Below are 18,438 nucleotides of genomic sequence, written 5' to 3'. Positions count from 1 at the left end.
GCCCAGCCTTGCGCGTGCCTTCACCGGGGACGTTTGCGGCTGGGTGCCTTTTCTGCGTGTCCCTATGGTGGACGCATGGCGGAAATCCGGGTGGGGTCGTGGCTGGAGCTGTACGAGGTGCTGCACGAGGAGGCGTGGAATCCGCGCCTGCGCCGCTTCCGGTCGCCGTTCGTGTTCCGGGGGCAGGGAGCCGACGCCAAGCTCACGTCCTCGCTGCAACGGCTGGAGGGCGAGACGCGCGAGATCGAGCGCCACCTGCTGCGGAACTTCCGCAAGTACGCCCACCGCAACGGCGTGGACCGTGACCTGTCGTGGTACTGGCTGGCGCTGGGGCAGCACCACGGGTTGCCGACGCGGCTGCTCGACTGGACCTCCTCGCCGCTCGTGGCCCAGCACTTCGCCACCGCCGAGGAGGAACTGTTCGGGGAGGACGGCGTGATCTGGATGGTCAACTACGTGGAGACGAACAAGTTCCTGCCCCTGCCCCTGCGCGGGCTGCTGGAGCAGGAGGGCGGGCACGTCTTCACGGTGGATATGCTCACCGCCTCCGCACGGCGTCGGGGGCAGGCCGAGGACGAACCGACCTTCGACCTCGGCTGGCTGGAGGAGCTGGAGCGCGAGGCGGAGCAGCCCTTCCTCCTCTTTCTGGAGCCGCCCTCGCTCGACGAGCGCATCGTGCAGCAGGCGGCGCTGTTCTCGCTGCTGTCCAACCCGGACACGCCCCTCGACGACTGGCTTGCCCTGCGCCCCGGCCTCGCGCGCAAGATCATCGTGCCCGCCGAGTTGAAGTGGGAGGTGCGCGACAAGCTCGACCAGTCGGGCATCAACGAGCGCACCCTCTTCCCCGACCTCGGCGGCCTGAGCCGCTCGCTGCGGCGCTACTACCGCCTGAGAAAGGACGCGCCCCCCAGCCCCGAGGAGCCGCAGCCGGAGGACGAGATGCAGCGGCAGGGGTGAGGGAACGGGGCGGAAGCGGAACAGGGCGACGGTGCGGACGACGGGGACCAGTCGGACCCTCGGGCCGGGGCATGTTCCTTCCGTTCATGGAAGAGGGCGGAACGCAAGGACTGCCAGGTCGCACCGCCGCACCTCAAGTTCCCGCCCCGGTCAGCCGGAAGACGAGGTAGTACAGGCCCACCGCGAGGGCCACGGTCACCAGGGCGACCGGCGTGGCGTAGCGAATGAAGGCCCCGAAGCTGATGGGGTGCCCCTCGCGGGCGGCGATGTCCGCGACGACGATGTTGGCCGACGCGCCGATCAGGGTCAGGTTGCCGCCCAGGCAGGCCCCCAGCGACAAGGCCCACCACAGCGGGTCCATCCGTGCCCCCAGCGTCTCCTGCAACTCCCGCAGCACGCTCGCCATGCTGATGGTGAAGGGGATGTTGTCCACGAAGCCGCTGATGATCGCGCTGGAAAAGCCCACCAGCAGGATGCCCAGCCCGATGTCCCCGCCGATGGTCGTCGTCAGGGTGGTCGCCACCCGCTCGAAGATGCCGACGTGCTCCAGCGCCCCCACCACGATAAAGAGGCCCATGAAGAACAGCAGGGTCGCCCACTCCACCCGCTCGAACAGCTCGACCGGGGAGAGGTCGGCGATCAGGAACAGGAAGGTGCTGGTGGTCAGGGCGACCAATCCCGCCTCCAGCCCGATGGGGTGCCCGACGATAAACAGCAGCAGCGTCACCGCGAAGACCCACAGCGCCTGACGCATCAGCTTCGGGTTCGTCTGGATGGGCGTGGGGTCGGTCAGGACCTGTCGCAGCCGCTCGCCCGAGTCGCCGCCCGCCAGGTCGCCCCGGACCCGCATCAACAGGTGCATCAGCGCTATGCCTACGAGGGTGGCAAGTGCCGCATACGGAGCCACATTTGTCAGGAACTCTCCGAATCCCTTGCCCGCCACAGAACCGATGATGATATTGGGGGGGTCGCCCACCAGCGTGGCGGTGCCGCCGGTGTTGCTCGCCAGCACGACCGCGATCAGGTAGGGCAGCGGTCTCAGGCCCAGCCGGGTCACGACGGTGACGACCACCGGGGCCATGAACAGCACGGTGGTCACGTTGTCGAGAAAGGCGCTGAAGACGGCGGTCAGGAGGCTGAAAATCCACAGCACGCGCACGGGTTCGCCGCGCGTGAGGACCATCGCCCGGCGGGCCACGAGGTCGAAAAAGCCGCTGCGGCTCAGGACGTTGACGATGTTCATCATGCCGAAGAGCAGGAAGATGGTGTTGAAGTCGATGCTGCCCCAGGCCTGTTCGGGGGTGAGCAGCCCCAGCACCATGACGGCGCAGGCCCCCAGCAGGGCGGCGACGGTGCGGTGAACGTACTTCTCCAGCAGGATCAGGACGTAGGTGAGGACGAACAGGGCAATGGCAATCCCGGTGAGGGTGCCCTCGCCGAGCGAGAGACCGAGGGTTTCGGGGAGGGTAGGGTGGTTTGCTTCAGTCATGGACCGTCCAAAGGGAGCAAGAAAGAGAGCTAGAAAAACAGGGAGGCCAGCACCAGGACGATGAAGCCAGCGATCAGGAGACCGGCGGCGAAGGTGAGGACCAGGGTGGCGACGCCCTGCCAGGTCAGGGGGCGTTCGGGAACGTCTGGCGGGTCGTCCGGGCGCTTCATGGGCATCCTCCAGCGGGAAATTGGGAAATTGGGCCTGGGGCAAATGAAAAGGAGAAGCCTGCGATAGCAGACTCCTCCAGTTCGGCGTATGGTCGCCGGGACCCGTCATGGGACAGGATTGCCCAGTCAGTGTACACGATGGTCGGGGAGAGGTTGCCTGGCATTCCCACCCGGCATGCACGGGGACATCCTGTTTGAACCAGGAAGGATGACCGTCAGGCTGTGGGTGTCACTCTCTGCGGTGAGAAGTCGTTGACGGACGCCCCGCGATGGTCCGGCACCGCGCTGCTGGTCCATCTCCACCCAATCATCAGACCTTCTCCCACTCCGGGGGTGGCCCTGACAACACGAGGGGAAGGCCTCTTCCCAACCCTCAAGACGTGTGCAAGGCCCTCAACCCCGTCGCCTCGCCCCGAAGGCAGCGGGAGAGAGCGGCGACGAAGACGAAGCTCAATACGTGTGAAAGTCCCGCAACCCTGTCGCCTCGCTGTACTGCACCTGCACTTCTTCCACGCGGGCGTGGGGGGGGCCGCGCCGCAGCCAGTGGAGGAGGCGTTCGAGGTCGGCGGGAGCGCCCTCCGCCACCACCTCCACGCGACCGTCGAGCAGGTTCTCGGCGCTGCCGCTGAGGTTCAGGTCGCGGGCGTAACGCTGGACATAGCGGCGGTAGCCGACGCCCTGAACGGAGCCGATGACGAGTGCGGTAAGACGCATGGGAGGCATGGTAACGGGGGAGGTGGGGGGTGGAGGGTGCGTTTCTGACCGTCCGGTGAGTTTTCCCGCAAGGGTGCTCACTGGGGGAGGGTAAACTGCTCCGATGCCCGCCCGCGCCGTTTTTCGCCCCGTCAAGCCCCCCACTTCCCCGCTGTCGGGGTGCCCATGACCGACACGCCGACGCCTCTGCCCGAAGCGAGCGCCCTCGCCCCGGCCCCCCGTCGGCGGCGGGCGCGGCACTGGCCGTGGGTGCTGCTCACCCTCGCCGTGCTGCTGGGGCTGACGGCTTGGCAGGCTCCCCGGCTCATCGGCTCGTGGGTGCTGGGCCGCCTGAACACGGGTGACACGCGCATCTCGGCGGACGCGGTGGGCGGGCCGCTGTGGGCACCGAACCTTTCGGGGGCAGAGGTGCGGCTGCCCGGCGTGAGTGCGGAGGCGGGCCGCGCGGGCGTGAGCGTGGCGGGCGTGGACCTGCGAAATAAGACGGTGCGCCTGAACGTCGCCGTCTCGGACGCGACCGTGAACCTGCGCCTTCAGGAGTTGCTGGCGGGCACGGGCGGCGGGCAGACCGGGGGCGGAGGCGGCTGGAAGGTCGTCCTCAGCGGGCTGGACGTGCAGCGGTCGCGGGTGAACGTGGACGGCTCGGGCGTGAACATTCCCGACGGGTCCTTCCGGGTGCAGCGCGGGGAGAACGGGGCGCTGGCGGTGCGCGGACGCACGGACGAGGGCGAGCTGAACGCGGACGTGACCGTGCGCGAGGGGACGGCGGGCAACGTCTTCGCCGTGAATCTGGACGCCGACGCCCGCGTGATCAACCACTACTGGCCGGGCGTGACGGGCGGGCGCATCGCCGGGCGCTACGTCCTCGGGGACGGGCCGGTGCGCGGCGACCTGCGGATCACGGGTGGAAGCGTGCGCGTGCCGGGGGCGAAGTTCGTCACCCTCCAGAACATCGGCGGCACGGCCACCCATCGGGGCGACAATATTAGCCTCGTCCTGAATGGGCGCGGGTGGGACGGCCCGGTCACGGCGCGCGGCGGGGTGGACCTGCGGGCGAAGAACTGGACCGTCACGGCGGACGGCACCCCCACCGTGGCGGGGCTGGCGCGGGCGCTGGGGACGACCGGGCGGGGCGACCTGCGGCTGAGGGTCACGGCGGGCGGCTGGAGCACCGTGCGCGTCAAGGCGTACGGCAAGGGGGCGGGAACGCTGGCGGGGGTCCCCTTTCAGGACCTGAACGCCGAGTACACCTTCCTCAGTCAGGACGGGGCGAGCGGGGCGGGGCAGACGAACGACGTTGCCTTCAGCGCGCGGACGGCGCTCGCGGGCGCGCAGACCCTCACCGGGCGTTGGGCCTTCGGGCGCGAAGGGCGGGCACGCTGGGCGGGCGACTTCGCCGGAAGGCCGCTCGACGTGAACGGGACCATCAACGCGGCGAACGTCCTCGCGCTGACGGGGCGGGGGTTGGGCGGACCCCTGGCGGGCACCTTCGCGCTGGGAACGCAGGCCATCGAGGCCACCCTCAACCCCGATTACGGCGCGGCGCGGGCGCGGGTCGCCCTGAGCGGCACCCCCTCCGACCTGCGGGCGACCGTGACGAACGGGACCGCCGGGCCGTTCCCCCTCGCCGGGACCGCCCGCCTGAACCGCGACGGGCTGCGGGCCGACCTCGGAAGCGTCGTGCTGGACCTCGACCGGAACTTCCGGGGGGCGTGGACGGCGCGGAACCTCACGGGCGCGGGCGTCACGCTGGGCGGGTCGGGCACGCTGGACCTCACCGGGGGCGACGTGACGGGCACCCTCGCGGCGACCGTGCCGGGGATCGAGGGCGAGTTGCGCGGGCCGCTGAGCGTGAACTATGTGCGGCGGCAGGGCACCTTCGCGCCGGGCAATCAGCGGCTGACGTGGCGCGGCGACGCCTTCACGCTGGCCGCCCGCGACCTCCCCGTGACGGGCGGCGTGCGGGTGAACGGCACGGCGACGGTCACGACGGCGCGGCAGGTGACGGGCACGCTGACGGCGCGGGGCAATGGATTTAACCTCACCGCCACCGGGCGCGGCAGTGCGGCCAGTCTGCGCGGGACGGCGGGCGGCGTGACCGTGCTGGCCGACACCCAGCTCTCGGAGGGCTTCCTGACCACGGCGCGGGTGGAAGGGGCTGACATTCAGGGCACCCTGAGCGTGGCGGACGGCATCCGCTTCACCCTCACGACGGCGGGCGAGACGGCGCGCGGCGTGATCGACGGGCAGGACTGGGACGCGACCGGGCGGGTCAACCTCGCCGCGCTGCGGCCCCTGGTAGGCGTGGACGACCTCGGCGGCACGCTGGACCTCGCGCTCGTGGGGCGGGGAGGCACCGCGCGGGTGGACGCCACGGCGGCGGGCGCGGCGGTGCGCGGCACGCTGACGCGGGCGGGCGGGGCGGTGACGGCGGACCTGCGGGCCTCCCTCGCGGAGACGGGAGTGACGGCCAACCTCGCCGGGCGGGTCTACCCCGACGTGCGGGCGAGCGGGACGGCCTCGTGGCAGGGGCAGACGCTGAACGCGGCGCTGAGCGGTGAATACGGCAACCTCCGCGCCCGGCTGACGGGCCGCACGGGCGACCTCTCCTTCTCGGGCGTGACGATTCCGGGGCAGGCGGTGGACGTGACGGGCACCCTCACCCCCGCGCTGACGGCGAGCGGCACCTGGGGCGACCTGCGGGCGAGCTACGACGCGCGCACCGGGCTGGTGAGCGTGGCCGGGCGACAGGCGCTGACGGCCTTCGGGCAGGTCGGGCAGGTGCGGGGGAGCGCGACGTGGGCACCCGGCTTCCGGGGCAGCGTGAACGCGAGCGGGGTGCTGGACCAGTACACGGTCGCCCTGCGCGGGCCGTGGAGTCGTCTGGGCGTGGTCCTCACCGACGGCGAGGGCCTGCGCGCCACGGGCACGGCGGCACTCCCGGCAGGGCAGTACGACCTGAACGTGCGCGGCCCGGTCGCGGGCCTGTACGTGGACGGGCGCATCACGGGCACGGGCACCGAGCCGCGCGGCACCGTCAACGTCTTCGACGGGGCGGGCGGCTCGGCACGGGTGACGCTGCGGGGCTTCTCCGACCTCGACGTGGAGGCGGGCGGCCTGACCCTCGCCGGGCAACGGCTGAACGGCACGCTGAGCGCGCGGAACGGGGTGCTGACGGGCGACCTCACCGCCGGGCCGCTGCGGCTCACGGCGCGGAACGGGCGGGTCAACGCGGTCGGTGAGATCGTGGGGCACACAGTCACGGCTCAGGGGCGGCTGACCCTGCCCGCCACGCTGGAGGACCTGCGGGTGCGCGTGCGTGGCCCCTACGTGACCGCCGACGCGACGGGCGGGGTGGCGAACCTGCGGGGCAGCCTGCGGCTCAACGCGCAGAGCTTCGGCTCCGGCGGGGCGCGCGTGACCGTGCCCGCGCAGGTCTTCCCCCTTACCGCCTCGCTGACGGGCGCGCGGGCGAACGTGGGCGGGCTGACGTACTCCGGCGGCACCTGGGGCGGCGGCGTGAACGTCCGCTACGCGCTCGGTGGACGGGCGGGCACCGTGCGCCTCGTCGGGAGCGGAACGACCCTCGCCGCCGTGCCCTCCGGCCCGGTCGCGGGGCGCGTGACCCTGCTCCCGGCCCTCGGCGGCACGCTGACGGCGGGCCTCTCCCCTGCCCTGGCCTTCCTGCCCGCGCAACTTCGCCCGGAGATCGTGCCGGGGCAACTCGTGGCGAATCTGAGTCCGAACGGCGCGACCCTCACCACTCGCGGCACCCGCTACCTGGGCGAAGCCCTGAACCTGAACGCCCGCGTCGGTTGGCGGAATGGCCTCACCGCGTCGGGCACGCTGACACATCCCGGTACCCGGCTCCCCGTGCGGTACGACGGGCGGAATCTGAGTGTGGACGGTGCCCTGCTGGACGCGCGGGCGCTGCGCCCCTTCATCGAGGCGACGGGGACGGTGACGGCGGACCTGCGGGTGCCCGACCTCGACTTCGACCGGGCGAACGGGCGGGCGCGGGTCAATGTCGCGGCGGCGGGGCAGCGGGCGGTCGGCACGGTCACGCTGGCACGCGGACAGCTCGGTGCGGACCTCACGAGCGACCTCGCCGGGCTGAGCGTGCGGGTGCGCGGTCCCCTCTACCCGCAGGCGAACGCCGTGCTGAATGTGGACGGCGTTCGCGGCACACTCAGCGGGAACGCGGCGGAAACGCTGACCCTGCGCGCCGCCGGAACGTATGAGGGCCGGGCGTTGGAGCTGACGGCGACCGGGCGCACCCTCACCGGGCCGACTGCGGCGGCGACCGTGAGCGCGGTGGTCTCCGGGGCGCGCGTGAACGTGGACCTGAACCGGGCGGCGACGACGTGGCGGGTGGGGGGCACCTTCACCGCCCCCGACCTGCGGGCATTGGCGGGCACGGCGGGAAGTGTGAGCGGCACCGTCACGGGCACCCTCGCCGACCTGCGGCTGGACGCGGCGGGCGAGGTCGCGGACGTGGCCTTTCGCGCCCCGGCGACGTACACGGGCGGCGTGCTGAGGCTGCGGGGGGCCACCGCCACCCTACCGGGCACCCTGGGCACCGTGCGGGCGAGTGGCCCCGTCTTCCCCACCCTGGGCCTGAGCGCGCGGGCGACGTTGAACGACTATCTGCCGGGCAGCTACACCGTGCAGGCCCTCGGCGCTCTCGCCAAGCCGGACGTGCGGGCGCAGGGCACGCTGACGAACCCCGCGAGCGGTCTTCAGGTCGGCGGCTCGGCCCTCACCGCGCGGCTGCTGGGGCGGGACTGGAAGCTCACCTTCACGGGCGAACCGCTCACGGGCACCCTGCGCGGGCAGCTCGGGGCGAACGCGCTCGCGGGTTTGCAGGACGGGCGGCTGAACGTCCACACCTCCTTCCTCTCCGGGGAGACGCGCGTGCGGCTGGACGGAGTGACGGGGTGGAACGCCCGCCGGGGCTGGCTCGGCGACCTGCGGGCGACGGGACCCGTGCCCGGCGGGGCGCTCGATGCCCGGCTGACGGGCGGGGGAACGCTCGCACTTGCGGGGGCGGTCGGCCCGGCGCGGGTGACGGGGACCTTCCCGGCGAGCCTCCCCTTCCGACCCGGCGGGACGCTCGACCTCGCCGCGCTGGACGTGGGGGCGTTGTGGGGCCGGGCGGATCAACTTCGCCTCACCGGGCGGGCGACGCTGGCCGGGGCGAGTTGGAGTGCGACTGAGGCCACCTTCGCGGGCCGCGTGCAGGACACGGCGGGCGAGCTGACGGGCGACGTGGGCGCGACCTACCGCGCCGGGAACGTGGCCCTGCGCCTCGCGGGGGCGCGACTGGCGGGCGGAGCGACGCTGACGGGCGGGCGCTACGACGCCACCCTGCGCGCCGATGCCGTGGGCCTCGCGCGGCTGCTGCCCCCCGCGTGGGACGTGGACGCGCTGACGCTGGCGGGCACGGTGCGGGCGTCGGGCACGCTGGCGGGTGGCCCAGAGCGGGTGGAGGCCCGCTCCCTCGCGCTGCGGGGCGAGCAGGGCACGGCGGGTCCGTTCAGCCTCTACGGGAGCGCGACCTACGCGCGGCAGCCGAACGGGGCGGACGTGCTGGAGACCGCCCTCGCGGGCAGCCTGCGCGGCGGGGTGCTGGAGGCGCGTGGCTCGCTCCCAGCGGGCGTGCGCGTCACCGCGCGGGACGTGAACGCGCAAGCCCTCGGGGCGGGCATCGTCGGGGCCGACCTGACGCTGACCGGACCCGTGGACGACGCCCTCATTGCTGGCACCGTCTCCGCCCTCGCCGACGACTTCGACGCGCGGGTGACGCTCGGGGGGCCGCTGAGGACCGTGCGCGCGAATGCCCGCGTCGCCCTGCGCGGCTCGGAGAGAAGCGGCCTCCTCTACGCCGACGTGTCCGACCTCGACCTCTCGGCGGGAACGGTGCGCGGTCGGGTGTATGGCACGGCGCGGCAGGGCGGCAACAGCGTTCAACTGGACGTGAACGGCGTCTGGCCCCGACTGGCGGGCACGGCGACGGCGACGGTGGCAGGCCTGCCCGACCCGGTGACGCTCACGGGCGATGGGCAGGGCGGCTACGCGCTCGGGGCCGGGCAGCTCGGAACGGGCCGCGTGACCCTGACGCCGGGAGAGGGCTTCATCCCGACGCTGGCCGGAAGTCTGAGCCTGACTCCCCTCCCCCTCGTGAACGGGACGGGCGCGGCGACCGCCGACGTGACGCTGGCGGGCACCCTGACCGCCCCCCGCCTCGCGGCGACCGTGACCACGCGGGGGGCGGAGGTCTCCGGCGTGCGGCTCACGGATACGGCGGGCACGTTCACGGGGACGCTCAGTTCCCTGCGCGGCACGCTCACCCAGGCGGGCGCGACCGTCGCCACGCTGGAGGGCCGGACGCTGACCCTGAGCGGGCTGACGGCGAGCGCGGCGGGGGCCACCCTGCGGGCGAGCGGCACGGCGGGGCTGGACGGCACGGCGGACCTGACCCTGGCGGCAAGCGGCGCGGTGGACGGCAACGTGCGGGCGACGTACCGGGGCGAAGCTCTGACGGCGGTCGGGACGGTGACGGCTCAAGGTCTGCGCGCCGCGCTCGACGTGAACGCCAGCCCCCGCCTCGGCTGGAGCGGCACCGCTCGCGTGAGCGGTGGCCCGGCGGGCGTCCTCACCGACCCGGCGATCCTGCGGGTGAGCGGTGCCCTCGCGCGGCCCCTCGTGACAGGCGAGGCAGGACTCCTCGGCGCGGGCGCGCGGCTCGTGGCGAATGCGGACGGCGTGCAACTGCGCCTCGTGGACGGCCCCGGCGCGACGGCGAGCGGCGTGGTGGAACTCCGGCCCGATGACGGGGGAGAGTGGCGCTGGCTGGGCACGGCGGCCCTCTCGCGCCCCGAACTCAGCCTCAGCGTCACGCCAGCCGGACCGCTCGCCGACCCCCGCCTCACCCTCAGCGTGCGGCGGGGCGAGTGGCGCGCGGCGGGCACGGCCTCCGCTCGGGCCGCCGACCTCAACGTCACCGACGGGCGCGCGGCGGGGACCGTCACCTGGAGCGCGGGCACCCTGCGGGCGAACCTGCCGGGTCTGGACCTCGCGCGGCTGGGCGTGCCGCGTGTCACGGGCCTCCTCACGGCGAACGGCGCGGTCAGCACCGAGACGCGCGACGGCACCCTCACCCTGCGGGTGGCCGACGTGACGAGCGATCTCACCGTCCCCTACCTCGGCGTCACGCTGGCGGGCGACCTCGCGGCGGACGTGACGCTGGTGGGCGGGCGGCCCTCCGTGCGGGCGAGCGCGGCCCTGCCCTCGGGCACGGTGAACGTGAATGCGACCCAGGGTGAGGAAGGCTGGACGGGCACCGCGACGGGCACGATCACACGCGACGGCGGCACGCTGACGGCGAACGTCACGGCGGGCACCTCCGGCCTCACCGGGAACGTGAACGCAACCCGCTACCCCCTCCAGGCGATGGGACAGGACGTGCGGCTGGTGGGGCGGGTCACGCTGGGCGGGCGGACCTTCGGGGCCGACCTCACCGCCGGGAACGAGATGGGAGAGGCGCGCGTGACCGCCGAGGGCGGGCTGGCGGACGTGCTCCCCGCGCTGGAGAGCGTACTCGGCGTGCAGCCCACAGGACAGGGCTACCGGGTCCGCGCCGTCCTCGACGGGGTGGAGATCGGGCGGCTCGGCATCGCGCCGGGGCTGTCGGGCCGGGTGAACGGCGAGGCGACCCTCCAAGACGGCGGCGGCACGGTCGTCGTCAGCAGCCCGGCGCTCCAGATCGCGCAGAAGGCGCTGGGCGCGCGGGTGGAGGGCACGCTCGTCGGCGGCGACTGGCGGATTCGCGGCTTCCTGGGGGAGACAGACTTCTTCGCCTCTCTGACGGGCGGCGTTCTCTCGGGGCGGGCAACCCTGCAAGCCCTGCCGCTGGGGGCGGTCGCCGGGGCCTTCGCGGGCACCTCCGTCGGCGAGGGGGTCGTGACGGGCGTGGCCCGCTTCCAGTTCCCCCTCGCGGACCCGGCGGCGGGCAGCGCCACGGTCGTCGCCGAGCGCATCCGCGTGACCGCCACGAGCGGCACGGGTGACGCCGCCGTGACCGAGACGCTGACGGGCACGGGCACGCTCGACTACGCGGCGCGCGAGCTGCGGACCGTGAACATCCAGCTCGGCGGCGCGGGCACCTGGGACGTGCGCGGCGGCTACACGCGCGAGCGGGTGGACCTCTCCGCCGTGTTCCGCGACACGACCTTCACGCCCGTCCTCCGGCTGATCCCCGGCCTCGCGGAGCTGACGCCGAGCCTCAAGGGGACGATCACCCTCTCGGCGGCGGGCACCTACGACCGCCCGCGCGGGCTGCTGCGGGCACAGAACCTCACGGGGGCGCTCGCGGGCCTGAGCCTCCAGATTCCCACCCTGACGGGCGACCTGCCCGACTCGGGGGCCTTCACCGCGAGCGGGCGGGTGCTGACGGGCGGCACGGTGGGCACCGACGGGAGCCTCGACCTGCGCGGGCAGCTCACATTGGGGCGGCTGTCGGGGACGCGGGCGGTCTTCACGGGCCTGCTCGCCCCGCAGGCGCTCGGGGCACTGCCGAACACCACCGTCACCGTCGCCCAGACGAGCGAGACGCGCTGGACGCTGGACGCCCGCAGCCAGAGCGCCCGCACCGCCACCAACCCGGCGGGGACGCTGAGCGTGACGGGGGCGCTGACTCCCCGGCTGGACCTCACTCTCACGGCGCGGACGTACGACCTGCCGCTCGCCGTGGTGTACGGGCGCGACAGCTCATTGAATGCGGACCTGCGCCTCGTGGACGACGGGACGCTCGTGCGGGTGAGCGGGGCGGCGAACTTCCTGCGCCTCACGCTGGGACGCCCGGAGACGACGGCGACGCTGCCCGGCCCCGGCAACAGCACGAGCGGCGGGGGCACGGCCTCCGGCACGAATGGCCGCACCACCGACAACTTCCCCAGCCCGCTCCCCGAGGAGTACCGGACCTTCCCGCAGCCCGAGGCGGAGGGGGCGACCGCCGGGGAACGGCCCACCCCCCCCTTCCTGGAACGGCTGGTCTTCGAGGACATCCCCGTTCGCGCCCCGAACGGCATCCGGGTGGACGAGGCGCTCGCCCGCGCGGAGTTCAGCGGCGACCTGACCGTCTCGGGCACGGGGGCGCGGCCCCTGCTGCGCGGCAACATCCTCGCCCAGCGCGGCACCCTCTTCCTGCGCGAGAACGAGTTCGCGCTCAGGAGCGGGCAGGTCACGTTCTCCGGCGAGGGGGTGTACCCCAGCTTCGGCGTCGTGGCGGCGGGCACGGTGGCCGCCAGTTCCACCGGACAGCGGGTGCCCGTCACCCTGGACGTGGGCGGCAACTTCCGCACCCTGCCGAGCGGCGAGAGCGTGCTGGACCTGCGGACGAACCTGCGCTGCACGGTTGAGGGCGACGCCTGCGAGGACCCCGGCACGGGCGTCGCGTACACGGAGGCGCAGCTCTACGCCCTCGTGGCGACCGGGGTGCCCAACCTGGAGACGCTGCCGGGCAACCTCACCGCGCTGGGCACCTCGGCCCTGCAAACGGCGCTGAACGTCTTCGTCCTCGGCGAGATCGAGCGCAACATCGCCCGCTCGCTGGGACTGGACGTGTTCCGCCTCACCCCAAATCTCTCGGTGGACGACGGCACCCTGGGCGCGACCCTCACGGTCGGCTCGTACCTGACGCGCGAGCTGTACCTCCAGTACCAGGTGGACCTCAACGGTGAGGGTCTGCTGGACGCCACCTACAGCACGCCCGACGGGCGCGTGACCTTCCGGGTGAGCACGCCCCTGAACGGCCTGAATCTGGAGTCGGTGCGCCCCAGCTTCTCCGCCGCCTACAACCTGGGCCGCCGCGCCAGCGTGAGCCTGGGGGTGCAGAACGACGAGGACAGCACGCAGCTCCGGTTCGGGGTGACGTACCGGCTGTTCAGGAGGTAGGGGGAGCTTTCAGCCGTCAGCTATCAGCCGTCAGCTATCAGCCGTCAGCTATCAGCCGTCAGCCGTCAGCCAGAACACAAGGGGACGCCCCAGCGTAGGTTGGGGTGTTTCTTTTGAACTTGGTAGGAGGTTGGCCGCCTCATGTTTTGATGGGACCCTGTTATGAGCGACGAATTGCTGGCTCAACTGGGCTTCCCACCCTGGACAGAGATCAGGGGCCGACCCTCCGTCGCCGACCTCTACCGTCCTGGGAAACGCTGCGGCATCTATACCATGGGGTTCGAGACGGGAGAGCGGTACGTCGGTCAGGCGGTGGATGTGGTGCGGCGCTTCAGCCAGCATCGCAGGACGCACGCGGACATCACGCACATCGCCTTCCAGCCGTGTGCGGCACAGGACCTGAATCAGACCGAGCGGCGCTGCATTCACACCCTGGAGGCGGCAGGCGTCGCCCTGCGAAACATCGCGTTGATGAGCGTCGTCTCGGGTGAGCGCGACCTCGACCTCGTGCTGAGTCCCGACGAGCAGACGGCGTGGCTGAACGACCACGACGCTATCGAGGAGAGCGATGATCGGATTCAGGATGACGCCCTGCGGCGGCGGCACCGCCGAAAGTATGAGCGGCTACTTGGCCTCCCTCACGCGCAAGAAGCGTTATTCACGCTGGGCCTCTACTTGAACGCGGCCCTCCCCGCCCCACGCCGAACAGAGCTGACCTTCTGGATGGTCTCCTGTCTTCCTTACGGAGTCGGACGGGAGGAAACCCTCTACGCCCGCGTGAGTCTGAACATGCAGGAGGTGTTCAGCCTGATCGGTTCCCCGGAGAGTTTGTCGGCCACCTTCCACCTCGCCCGCACGCCCTTCGAGGAGGAACTGGGCGAGGACTGGATGAACGAGCTGACCCAAGAGGGCTGGGGCGTCAGTGACCATGCCTACGCCCCCGGTGGACAGGACCAGTTCCAGTTATGCACGGACGACGCGGAGAACATCCACACCCTGATGCTCGACCCGACCGCCAACGCCGCGATGGCCCTCCTCAACCTGCGCCTCATGCGGAAGGGACCGACGTACTACGGCCCCTCCCATTGCCTTGATCTCGTGGACGGCGCTCTATGCGCGTTCCAAGCCGATTTGGAGAGCTGACCTCCCATATCCAAAAAGAACGACGCCCCAGCACAGGCCGGGGCGTTTCTCTTCTTTTGCTGGTCGCTGGAAGCTGACGGCTGACCGCTCTACCGGCTCCCCACGCTCACGCTCGCGCGCGGCTCCAGCGCGTAGAACGCCACCACCGCGACGAGCGTGCCCACCCAGCCCGGCGCGGTGCCGAGGTCCAGCGCGAAGGGGCGGCCCAGCACGGTGCTGCCGAGTTGGCCCTGCAATTTCTCGCCCTGCTGCTGGGCGAGGACGTTCCAGCCCACGATGGGTTCGCCGAAAAAGCCTGTCACACGGTCCACGCCGCGCAGCACGAGGCGCTGGCTGCCGACGTTGCCGCGCAGCTCGCCCTCCTCCAGCTCGATCTTCACGCCCTCGTCGCCGACGGTGCCCTGCACACCGCGCTCGGTGATCTCCAGATCGATGTCCTTGCCGTGGAGCTTGCCGCCCGCCCGCCCGGAGATGCGGTCCCCGTCGATGACGCAGCGCACGCCGTACCCGTCGGCCTCGCCGCCCAGACGGCCTTTGATGAGGTCTTCCATGCGGGGGAGTATAGCGGGGAGTGGTTAGTGGTTAGTGGTTAGTGGGAAGGCTGGGGGGTACATCTTCCGGCTGATCGCTGACGGCTGACGGCTGACGGCCCCCCACCACCCCAATCCGCTCGAAGTACGCCCGCCGCGTCAGCAGCGGCCCGCCCTCGCCCAGCCGCGCCCGGCCCACGTTCCACCGCTCGAAGAGGATGCGGAGCGCCCCGCCGAGGAGGGCCGCGCCGTACCACGCGGGAGGCGGCTGATTGAAGCGCAGCGTGTGGCCGTCCCACGCGAGATGGGGGCAGGACTCGTCGCGGGCGGCCCAGAACATGCCGCCGACCTCGCCCAACTTCTGCGCGCGGACGGTCAGGGGCGGCTCGCGCACCTCAGCATCGAACTGGGGGGCGGCGTAGACCTGCGCGTAGAGGCCGTGGAGCGTGGACTGCAATTGATGGGCCTGAGCGCGCAAGCGGGCCTCCTCGCGCCCGGTGAGGGTGCCGGGGGGCGCGTCGAGCTGGCGGCGCACGTCCGCGAGTTGGGTCTCGACGGCCCCCATCCGCTGACGGGGCATGGGGGGCGGCGGCGGTGGGGGCGGGTCGCCCGTCAAACTGCGGGCGGGGTCGGCGTACTCACGGCTGCCCCATCCGGCGACTTCTCTTAATTGCGCGTCCTCGATCACCCACAGCCGGGTCGCCACCTCGCGGGCGAAGCGGCGGTCGTGGGTGACGATGACCACCGCGCCGCCGTAGGCGTGGACGGCCTCCTCCAGCGCCAGGAGCGCCTCCACGTCGAGGTGGTTCGTCGGCTCGTCGAGGAGCAGGAGGTCGGCGCGCAGGGCACTCACCAGAGCGAGTCCGGCCCGCGCCCGCTCGCCGCCGCTGAGGGTTTCGGGCGTCTTGGGCCAGTCGGCGGCGGTGAAGCCCGCCCGCCCCAGGAGCGCCCGCGAGCGGTCCCCGAATCTCCGCTCGAACTGGGCACGCAGCCCCTCCCCCGGCGTCAGGCCGTGCCACGTCTGGTCGAGGGAGGCGACACTCACCCCACTTGCCACCCGCAGCACGGGTTCGGGGTCGCCGGGCGGGGCCGGATCGGGGTGCGCCTCGCCCGCAAGGAGGCGCATCAACGTCGTCTTGCCCGTGCCGTTCGCGCCCATCAGGGCCACCCGGTCGCCCTGCCGCAGCTTGAAGGCGACCCCGTGCAACACCTCACGCCCGCCGTAGCTCTTGGAGAGGTGTTCACCCCATGCGACGACCCGCGCCCGCGCCGTGCCCGCGAGGAGGCGCATCCGAAGCTGCCGTTCGGGGAGGGGAGCCTCGGTGACGGGTAGGCGGTCCACCCGTGATTTCACTGCGCGGGAGCGGCGGCCCCACTCGTCCAGCCGCTCGGCGCTGCCGGAAAGCCGGGTGGCCTCACGTCCGGTCAGGCGGGCGGCGCGGGCCTGGGTGCGGCGCTCCAGTTCCCGTTGCGCGCGGGCGCGGGAGTATCCGCCGGGATACTCCGTGGCCTCCCCGTTCTCCAGCCATACGCTACGGGAGGCGACGGCATCGAGGAAATCGCGGTCGTGGCTCGTGAGGAGGACGCCGCCGGGGAAGGCCCGCAGGTGGTCTTCCAGCCACTCGCGCATCCTAACGTCGAGGTGGTTGGTCGGCTCGTCGAGGATCAGGAGGTCGGGTTCGCGGGCCAGCGCCAGCGCGAGCGCGAGGCGGGTGCGCTCGCCGCCGGAGAGGGTCGCCGCCTCCCGGTCGCGGAAGCGGGTAAGGTCCAGCACCCCGAGCAACCGCGCGGCGCGGGCGGGCCACGTGTACGCGCCCACGTCCTCCAGCCGGGTGTGCAGGGCCGTCCACGCGGCGAGGGTGGCGGGGTCGCCGAGGTTCGCCTCCAGCGTCAGCAACCCGGTTTCGAGTTCGCGGTAAGGGTGCGCCGCGTCAATAAGCTGGCGCACGCTCAGGCCGGGGGGGTGCGCGTGCTGCTGCTCCAGCACGGCCACGCGGAGACCAGGAGAGCGCCACACCGCCCCCCCCTCGGGGGTCAGCTCGCCCGTCAGCACGCGCAGCAGCGTCGTCTTGCCCGCCCCGTTGCGTCCCAGGAGCGCCACCCGCTCGCCCGTCGTCACCGATATGGACACGCCCCCCAGCACCGCCCTCTCCCCGTAGGACAGCGTGAGGTCTTCGGCGGCGATCAGCGTCGGCATCGCCGGGCAGGCTAGCGCAGGGTGTAGGGCCGGATCGGAAGCGTTCGCTCCCACTCGTCCTTCCCCCAGCCTTAACGAACCCTTGACATTCTTCGTGAAATCCCCGACACTGCACCTACCACAACTGCAATCGTTTGCAAAACCGGTCATTCGACGGTTTCTCGCGTCTCACACGCCTTCTCTCGAAAGGAAGTCTCACCCTATGGTCGGTCTGGAGGAGGTCGCCAAACTCGCGCGGGTGTCCCCGGCCACGGCGTCGCGGGCGCTGACCCGGCCCGAACTCGTGGCGGAGGCGACGCGGGCGCGGGTGGCGCGGGCGGCGGAGGCCCTGGGCTACCGGCCCAACGTGCTCGCACGCAGCCTGCGCCAGCGCGGAAGCCGGACGCTGGGGCTGGTCGTCACCGACATCCTCAACCCCTTCCACGCCACGCTCGCCAAAGGCGTGCAGGACGTGGCGGACGCGCAGGGCTACACGGTGCTGATGTTCAACACCGACGAGGAGTCGGACAAGGAGCGCCGGGCCTTCGAGACGTTGCGGGGGCACCTGCCGCGCGGGCTGATCGTGGTGCCGACGCCCGCCGCCCACGTCAACCTCGACCTGCTGCCGGACCTCCCCGTGATCGAGCTGGACCGCACGAGTGGCCGGGCGGGTGCCCACACGGTGATGGTGGACAACGAGGCGGGCGCTTACCGGGCGGTGTCGCACCTCGCGGCCCTGGGCCACCGCCGCATCGGGATGGTGGTGGGGCAGCAGGACATCTCCACGGCGGTGGAGCGGCACGCGGGCTACGTGCGGGCGCTCGCGGACGCGGGCCTCCCCTACCGCCCCGACCTCGTGCGGCCCGGCCACCACCGCGAGGCCGACGGGCGGGCGGCGGCGCACACCCTCCTCACCCTGCCGCCCGGTGAGCGGCCCACCGCCCTCTTCGTGGGCAACAACGAGATGACGGTGGGCGCGGTCCTCGCCGCCCGCGACCTCGGCCTGAATCTCCCGCACGACCTCTCCCTCGTGGGCTTCGACGACTCGCGCTGGGCGCAGACGATGACGCCTGCCATCACCGTGGTCGCGCAGCCCGCCTACGACCTCGGCACCCTCGCCTGCCGCACGTTGCTGGACTTGCTGGAGGGCCGCGAGGTGCCGGAGCTGGTCCGGCTGAGCACCACCTTCACCCAGCGGGACTCCACCGCGCCCGTTCCAGCCCACCACTCCCCGGAGGCCGTCGCCGTGCCCGGCCCCTGATTTCGCCCCCTCCCGTCCGCCCCCGGCCCCCGATCGGAAGAGCA

9 protein-coding genes are annotated in these 18,438 nt (G+C 72.4%); 4 read left to right on the top strand and 5 right to left on the bottom strand.

Annotated features, from left to right (window positions below; all coding sequences use genetic code 11):
- The first annotated feature begins 75 nt into the window (after positions 1-75).
- On the top strand, positions 76-957 hold the full coding sequence (locus V3W47_RS17675; RefSeq protein WP_331826552.1) for an FRG domain-containing protein: 882 nt from the start codon (positions 76-78) through the stop codon (positions 955-957).
- A 133-nt stretch (positions 958-1,090) separates the two neighbouring features.
- Here V3W47_RS17675 and V3W47_RS17670 read toward each other — a convergent pair whose 3' ends face one another.
- From V3W47_RS17670 to V3W47_RS17660, 3 genes are all read right to left on the bottom strand, one after another.
- Entirely contained in the window at positions 1,091-2,446 is a 1,356-nt protein-coding gene (locus tag V3W47_RS17670; protein ID WP_331826551.1) for an ArsB/NhaD family transporter, read from the bottom strand.
- Positions 2,447-2,475: 29 nt separating this feature from the next.
- Positions 2,476-2,616 carry a hypothetical protein gene (locus tag V3W47_RS17665; protein ID WP_331826550.1) on the bottom strand — a complete coding sequence of 47 codons (141 nt, stop codon included), beginning with the start codon at positions 2,614-2,616 and terminating at the stop codon, positions 2,476-2,478.
- Between the two features lie 450 nt (positions 2,617-3,066).
- Positions 3,067-3,330 (bottom strand): acylphosphatase, encoded by a 264-nt coding sequence (locus V3W47_RS17660; RefSeq protein ID WP_331826549.1) that lies wholly within the window; start codon positions 3,328-3,330, stop codon positions 3,067-3,069.
- A 165-nt stretch (positions 3,331-3,495) separates the two neighbouring features.
- On the opposite strand from V3W47_RS17660, the gene V3W47_RS17655 reads away from it, so the two are divergent.
- Positions 3,496-13,284: a translocation/assembly module TamB domain-containing protein gene (locus tag V3W47_RS17655; RefSeq protein WP_331826548.1), complete on the top strand. Its 9,789-nt coding sequence runs from the start codon at positions 3,496-3,498 to the stop codon at positions 13,282-13,284.
- A 162-nt stretch (positions 13,285-13,446) separates the two neighbouring features.
- Positions 13,447-14,427 (top strand): GIY-YIG nuclease family protein, encoded by a 981-nt coding sequence (locus V3W47_RS17650; RefSeq protein ID WP_331826547.1) that lies wholly within the window; start codon positions 13,447-13,449, stop codon positions 14,425-14,427.
- 89 nt (positions 14,428-14,516) lie between these two features.
- Here the strand turns inward: V3W47_RS17650 and V3W47_RS17645 are convergent, their stop codons facing one another.
- Both V3W47_RS17645 and V3W47_RS17640 read right to left on the bottom strand, forming a co-directional pair.
- Entirely contained in the window at positions 14,517-14,978 is a 462-nt protein-coding gene (locus tag V3W47_RS17645; RefSeq protein WP_331826546.1) for a hypothetical protein, read from the bottom strand.
- Between the two features lie 31 nt (positions 14,979-15,009).
- Positions 15,010-17,154 (bottom strand): ABC-F family ATP-binding cassette domain-containing protein, encoded by a 2,145-nt coding sequence (locus V3W47_RS17640; RefSeq protein ID WP_331826545.1) that lies wholly within the window; start codon positions 17,152-17,154, stop codon positions 15,010-15,012.
- 202 nt (positions 17,155-17,356) lie between these two features.
- On the opposite strand from V3W47_RS17640, the gene V3W47_RS17635 reads away from it, so the two are divergent.
- Positions 17,357-18,394 carry a LacI family DNA-binding transcriptional regulator gene (locus V3W47_RS17635; protein WP_331826544.1) on the top strand — a complete coding sequence of 346 codons (1,038 nt, stop codon included), beginning with the start codon at positions 17,357-17,359 and terminating at the stop codon, positions 18,392-18,394.
- Positions 18,395-18,438: the final 44 nt, after the last annotated feature.

The organism is Deinococcus sp. YIM 134068 (assembly GCF_036543075.1).
Lineage (GTDB): Bacteria > Deinococcota > Deinococci > Deinococcales > Deinococcaceae > Deinococcus > Deinococcus lichenicola.
Note: the sequence above shows the minus strand (reverse complement) of the source record. Positions and strands in the feature narration are given on the sequence as shown.

What these genes read in the sequence shown, in the direction of transcription:
- V3W47_RS17660 (WP_331826549.1), bottom strand. Translation starts at nt 3,330, where the DNA reads ATGCGTCTTACCGCACTCGTCATCGGCTCCGTTCAGGGCGTCGGCTAC.
- V3W47_RS17650 (WP_331826547.1), top strand. Translation starts at nt 13,447, where the DNA reads ATGAGCGACGAATTGCTGGCTCAACTGGGCTTCCCACCCTGGACAGAG.
- V3W47_RS17675 (WP_331826552.1), top strand. Translation starts at nt 76, where the DNA reads ATGGCGGAAATCCGGGTGGGGTCGTGGCTGGAGCTGTACGAGGTGCTG.
- V3W47_RS17640 (WP_331826545.1), bottom strand. Translation starts at nt 17,154, where the DNA reads ATGCCGACGCTGATCGCCGCCGAAGACCTCACGCTGTCCTACGGGGAG.
- V3W47_RS17645 (WP_331826546.1), bottom strand. Translation starts at nt 14,978, where the DNA reads ATGGAAGACCTCATCAAAGGCCGTCTGGGCGGCGAGGCCGACGGGTAC.
- V3W47_RS17665 (WP_331826550.1), bottom strand. Translation starts at nt 2,616, where the DNA reads ATGAAGCGCCCGGACGACCCGCCAGACGTTCCCGAACGCCCCCTGACC.
- V3W47_RS17635 (WP_331826544.1), top strand. Translation starts at nt 17,357, where the DNA reads ATGGTCGGTCTGGAGGAGGTCGCCAAACTCGCGCGGGTGTCCCCGGCC.
- V3W47_RS17655 (WP_331826548.1), top strand. Translation starts at nt 3,496, where the DNA reads ATGACCGACACGCCGACGCCTCTGCCCGAAGCGAGCGCCCTCGCCCCG.
- V3W47_RS17670 (WP_331826551.1), bottom strand. Translation starts at nt 2,446, where the DNA reads ATGACTGAAGCAAACCACCCTACCCTCCCCGAAACCCTCGGTCTCTCG.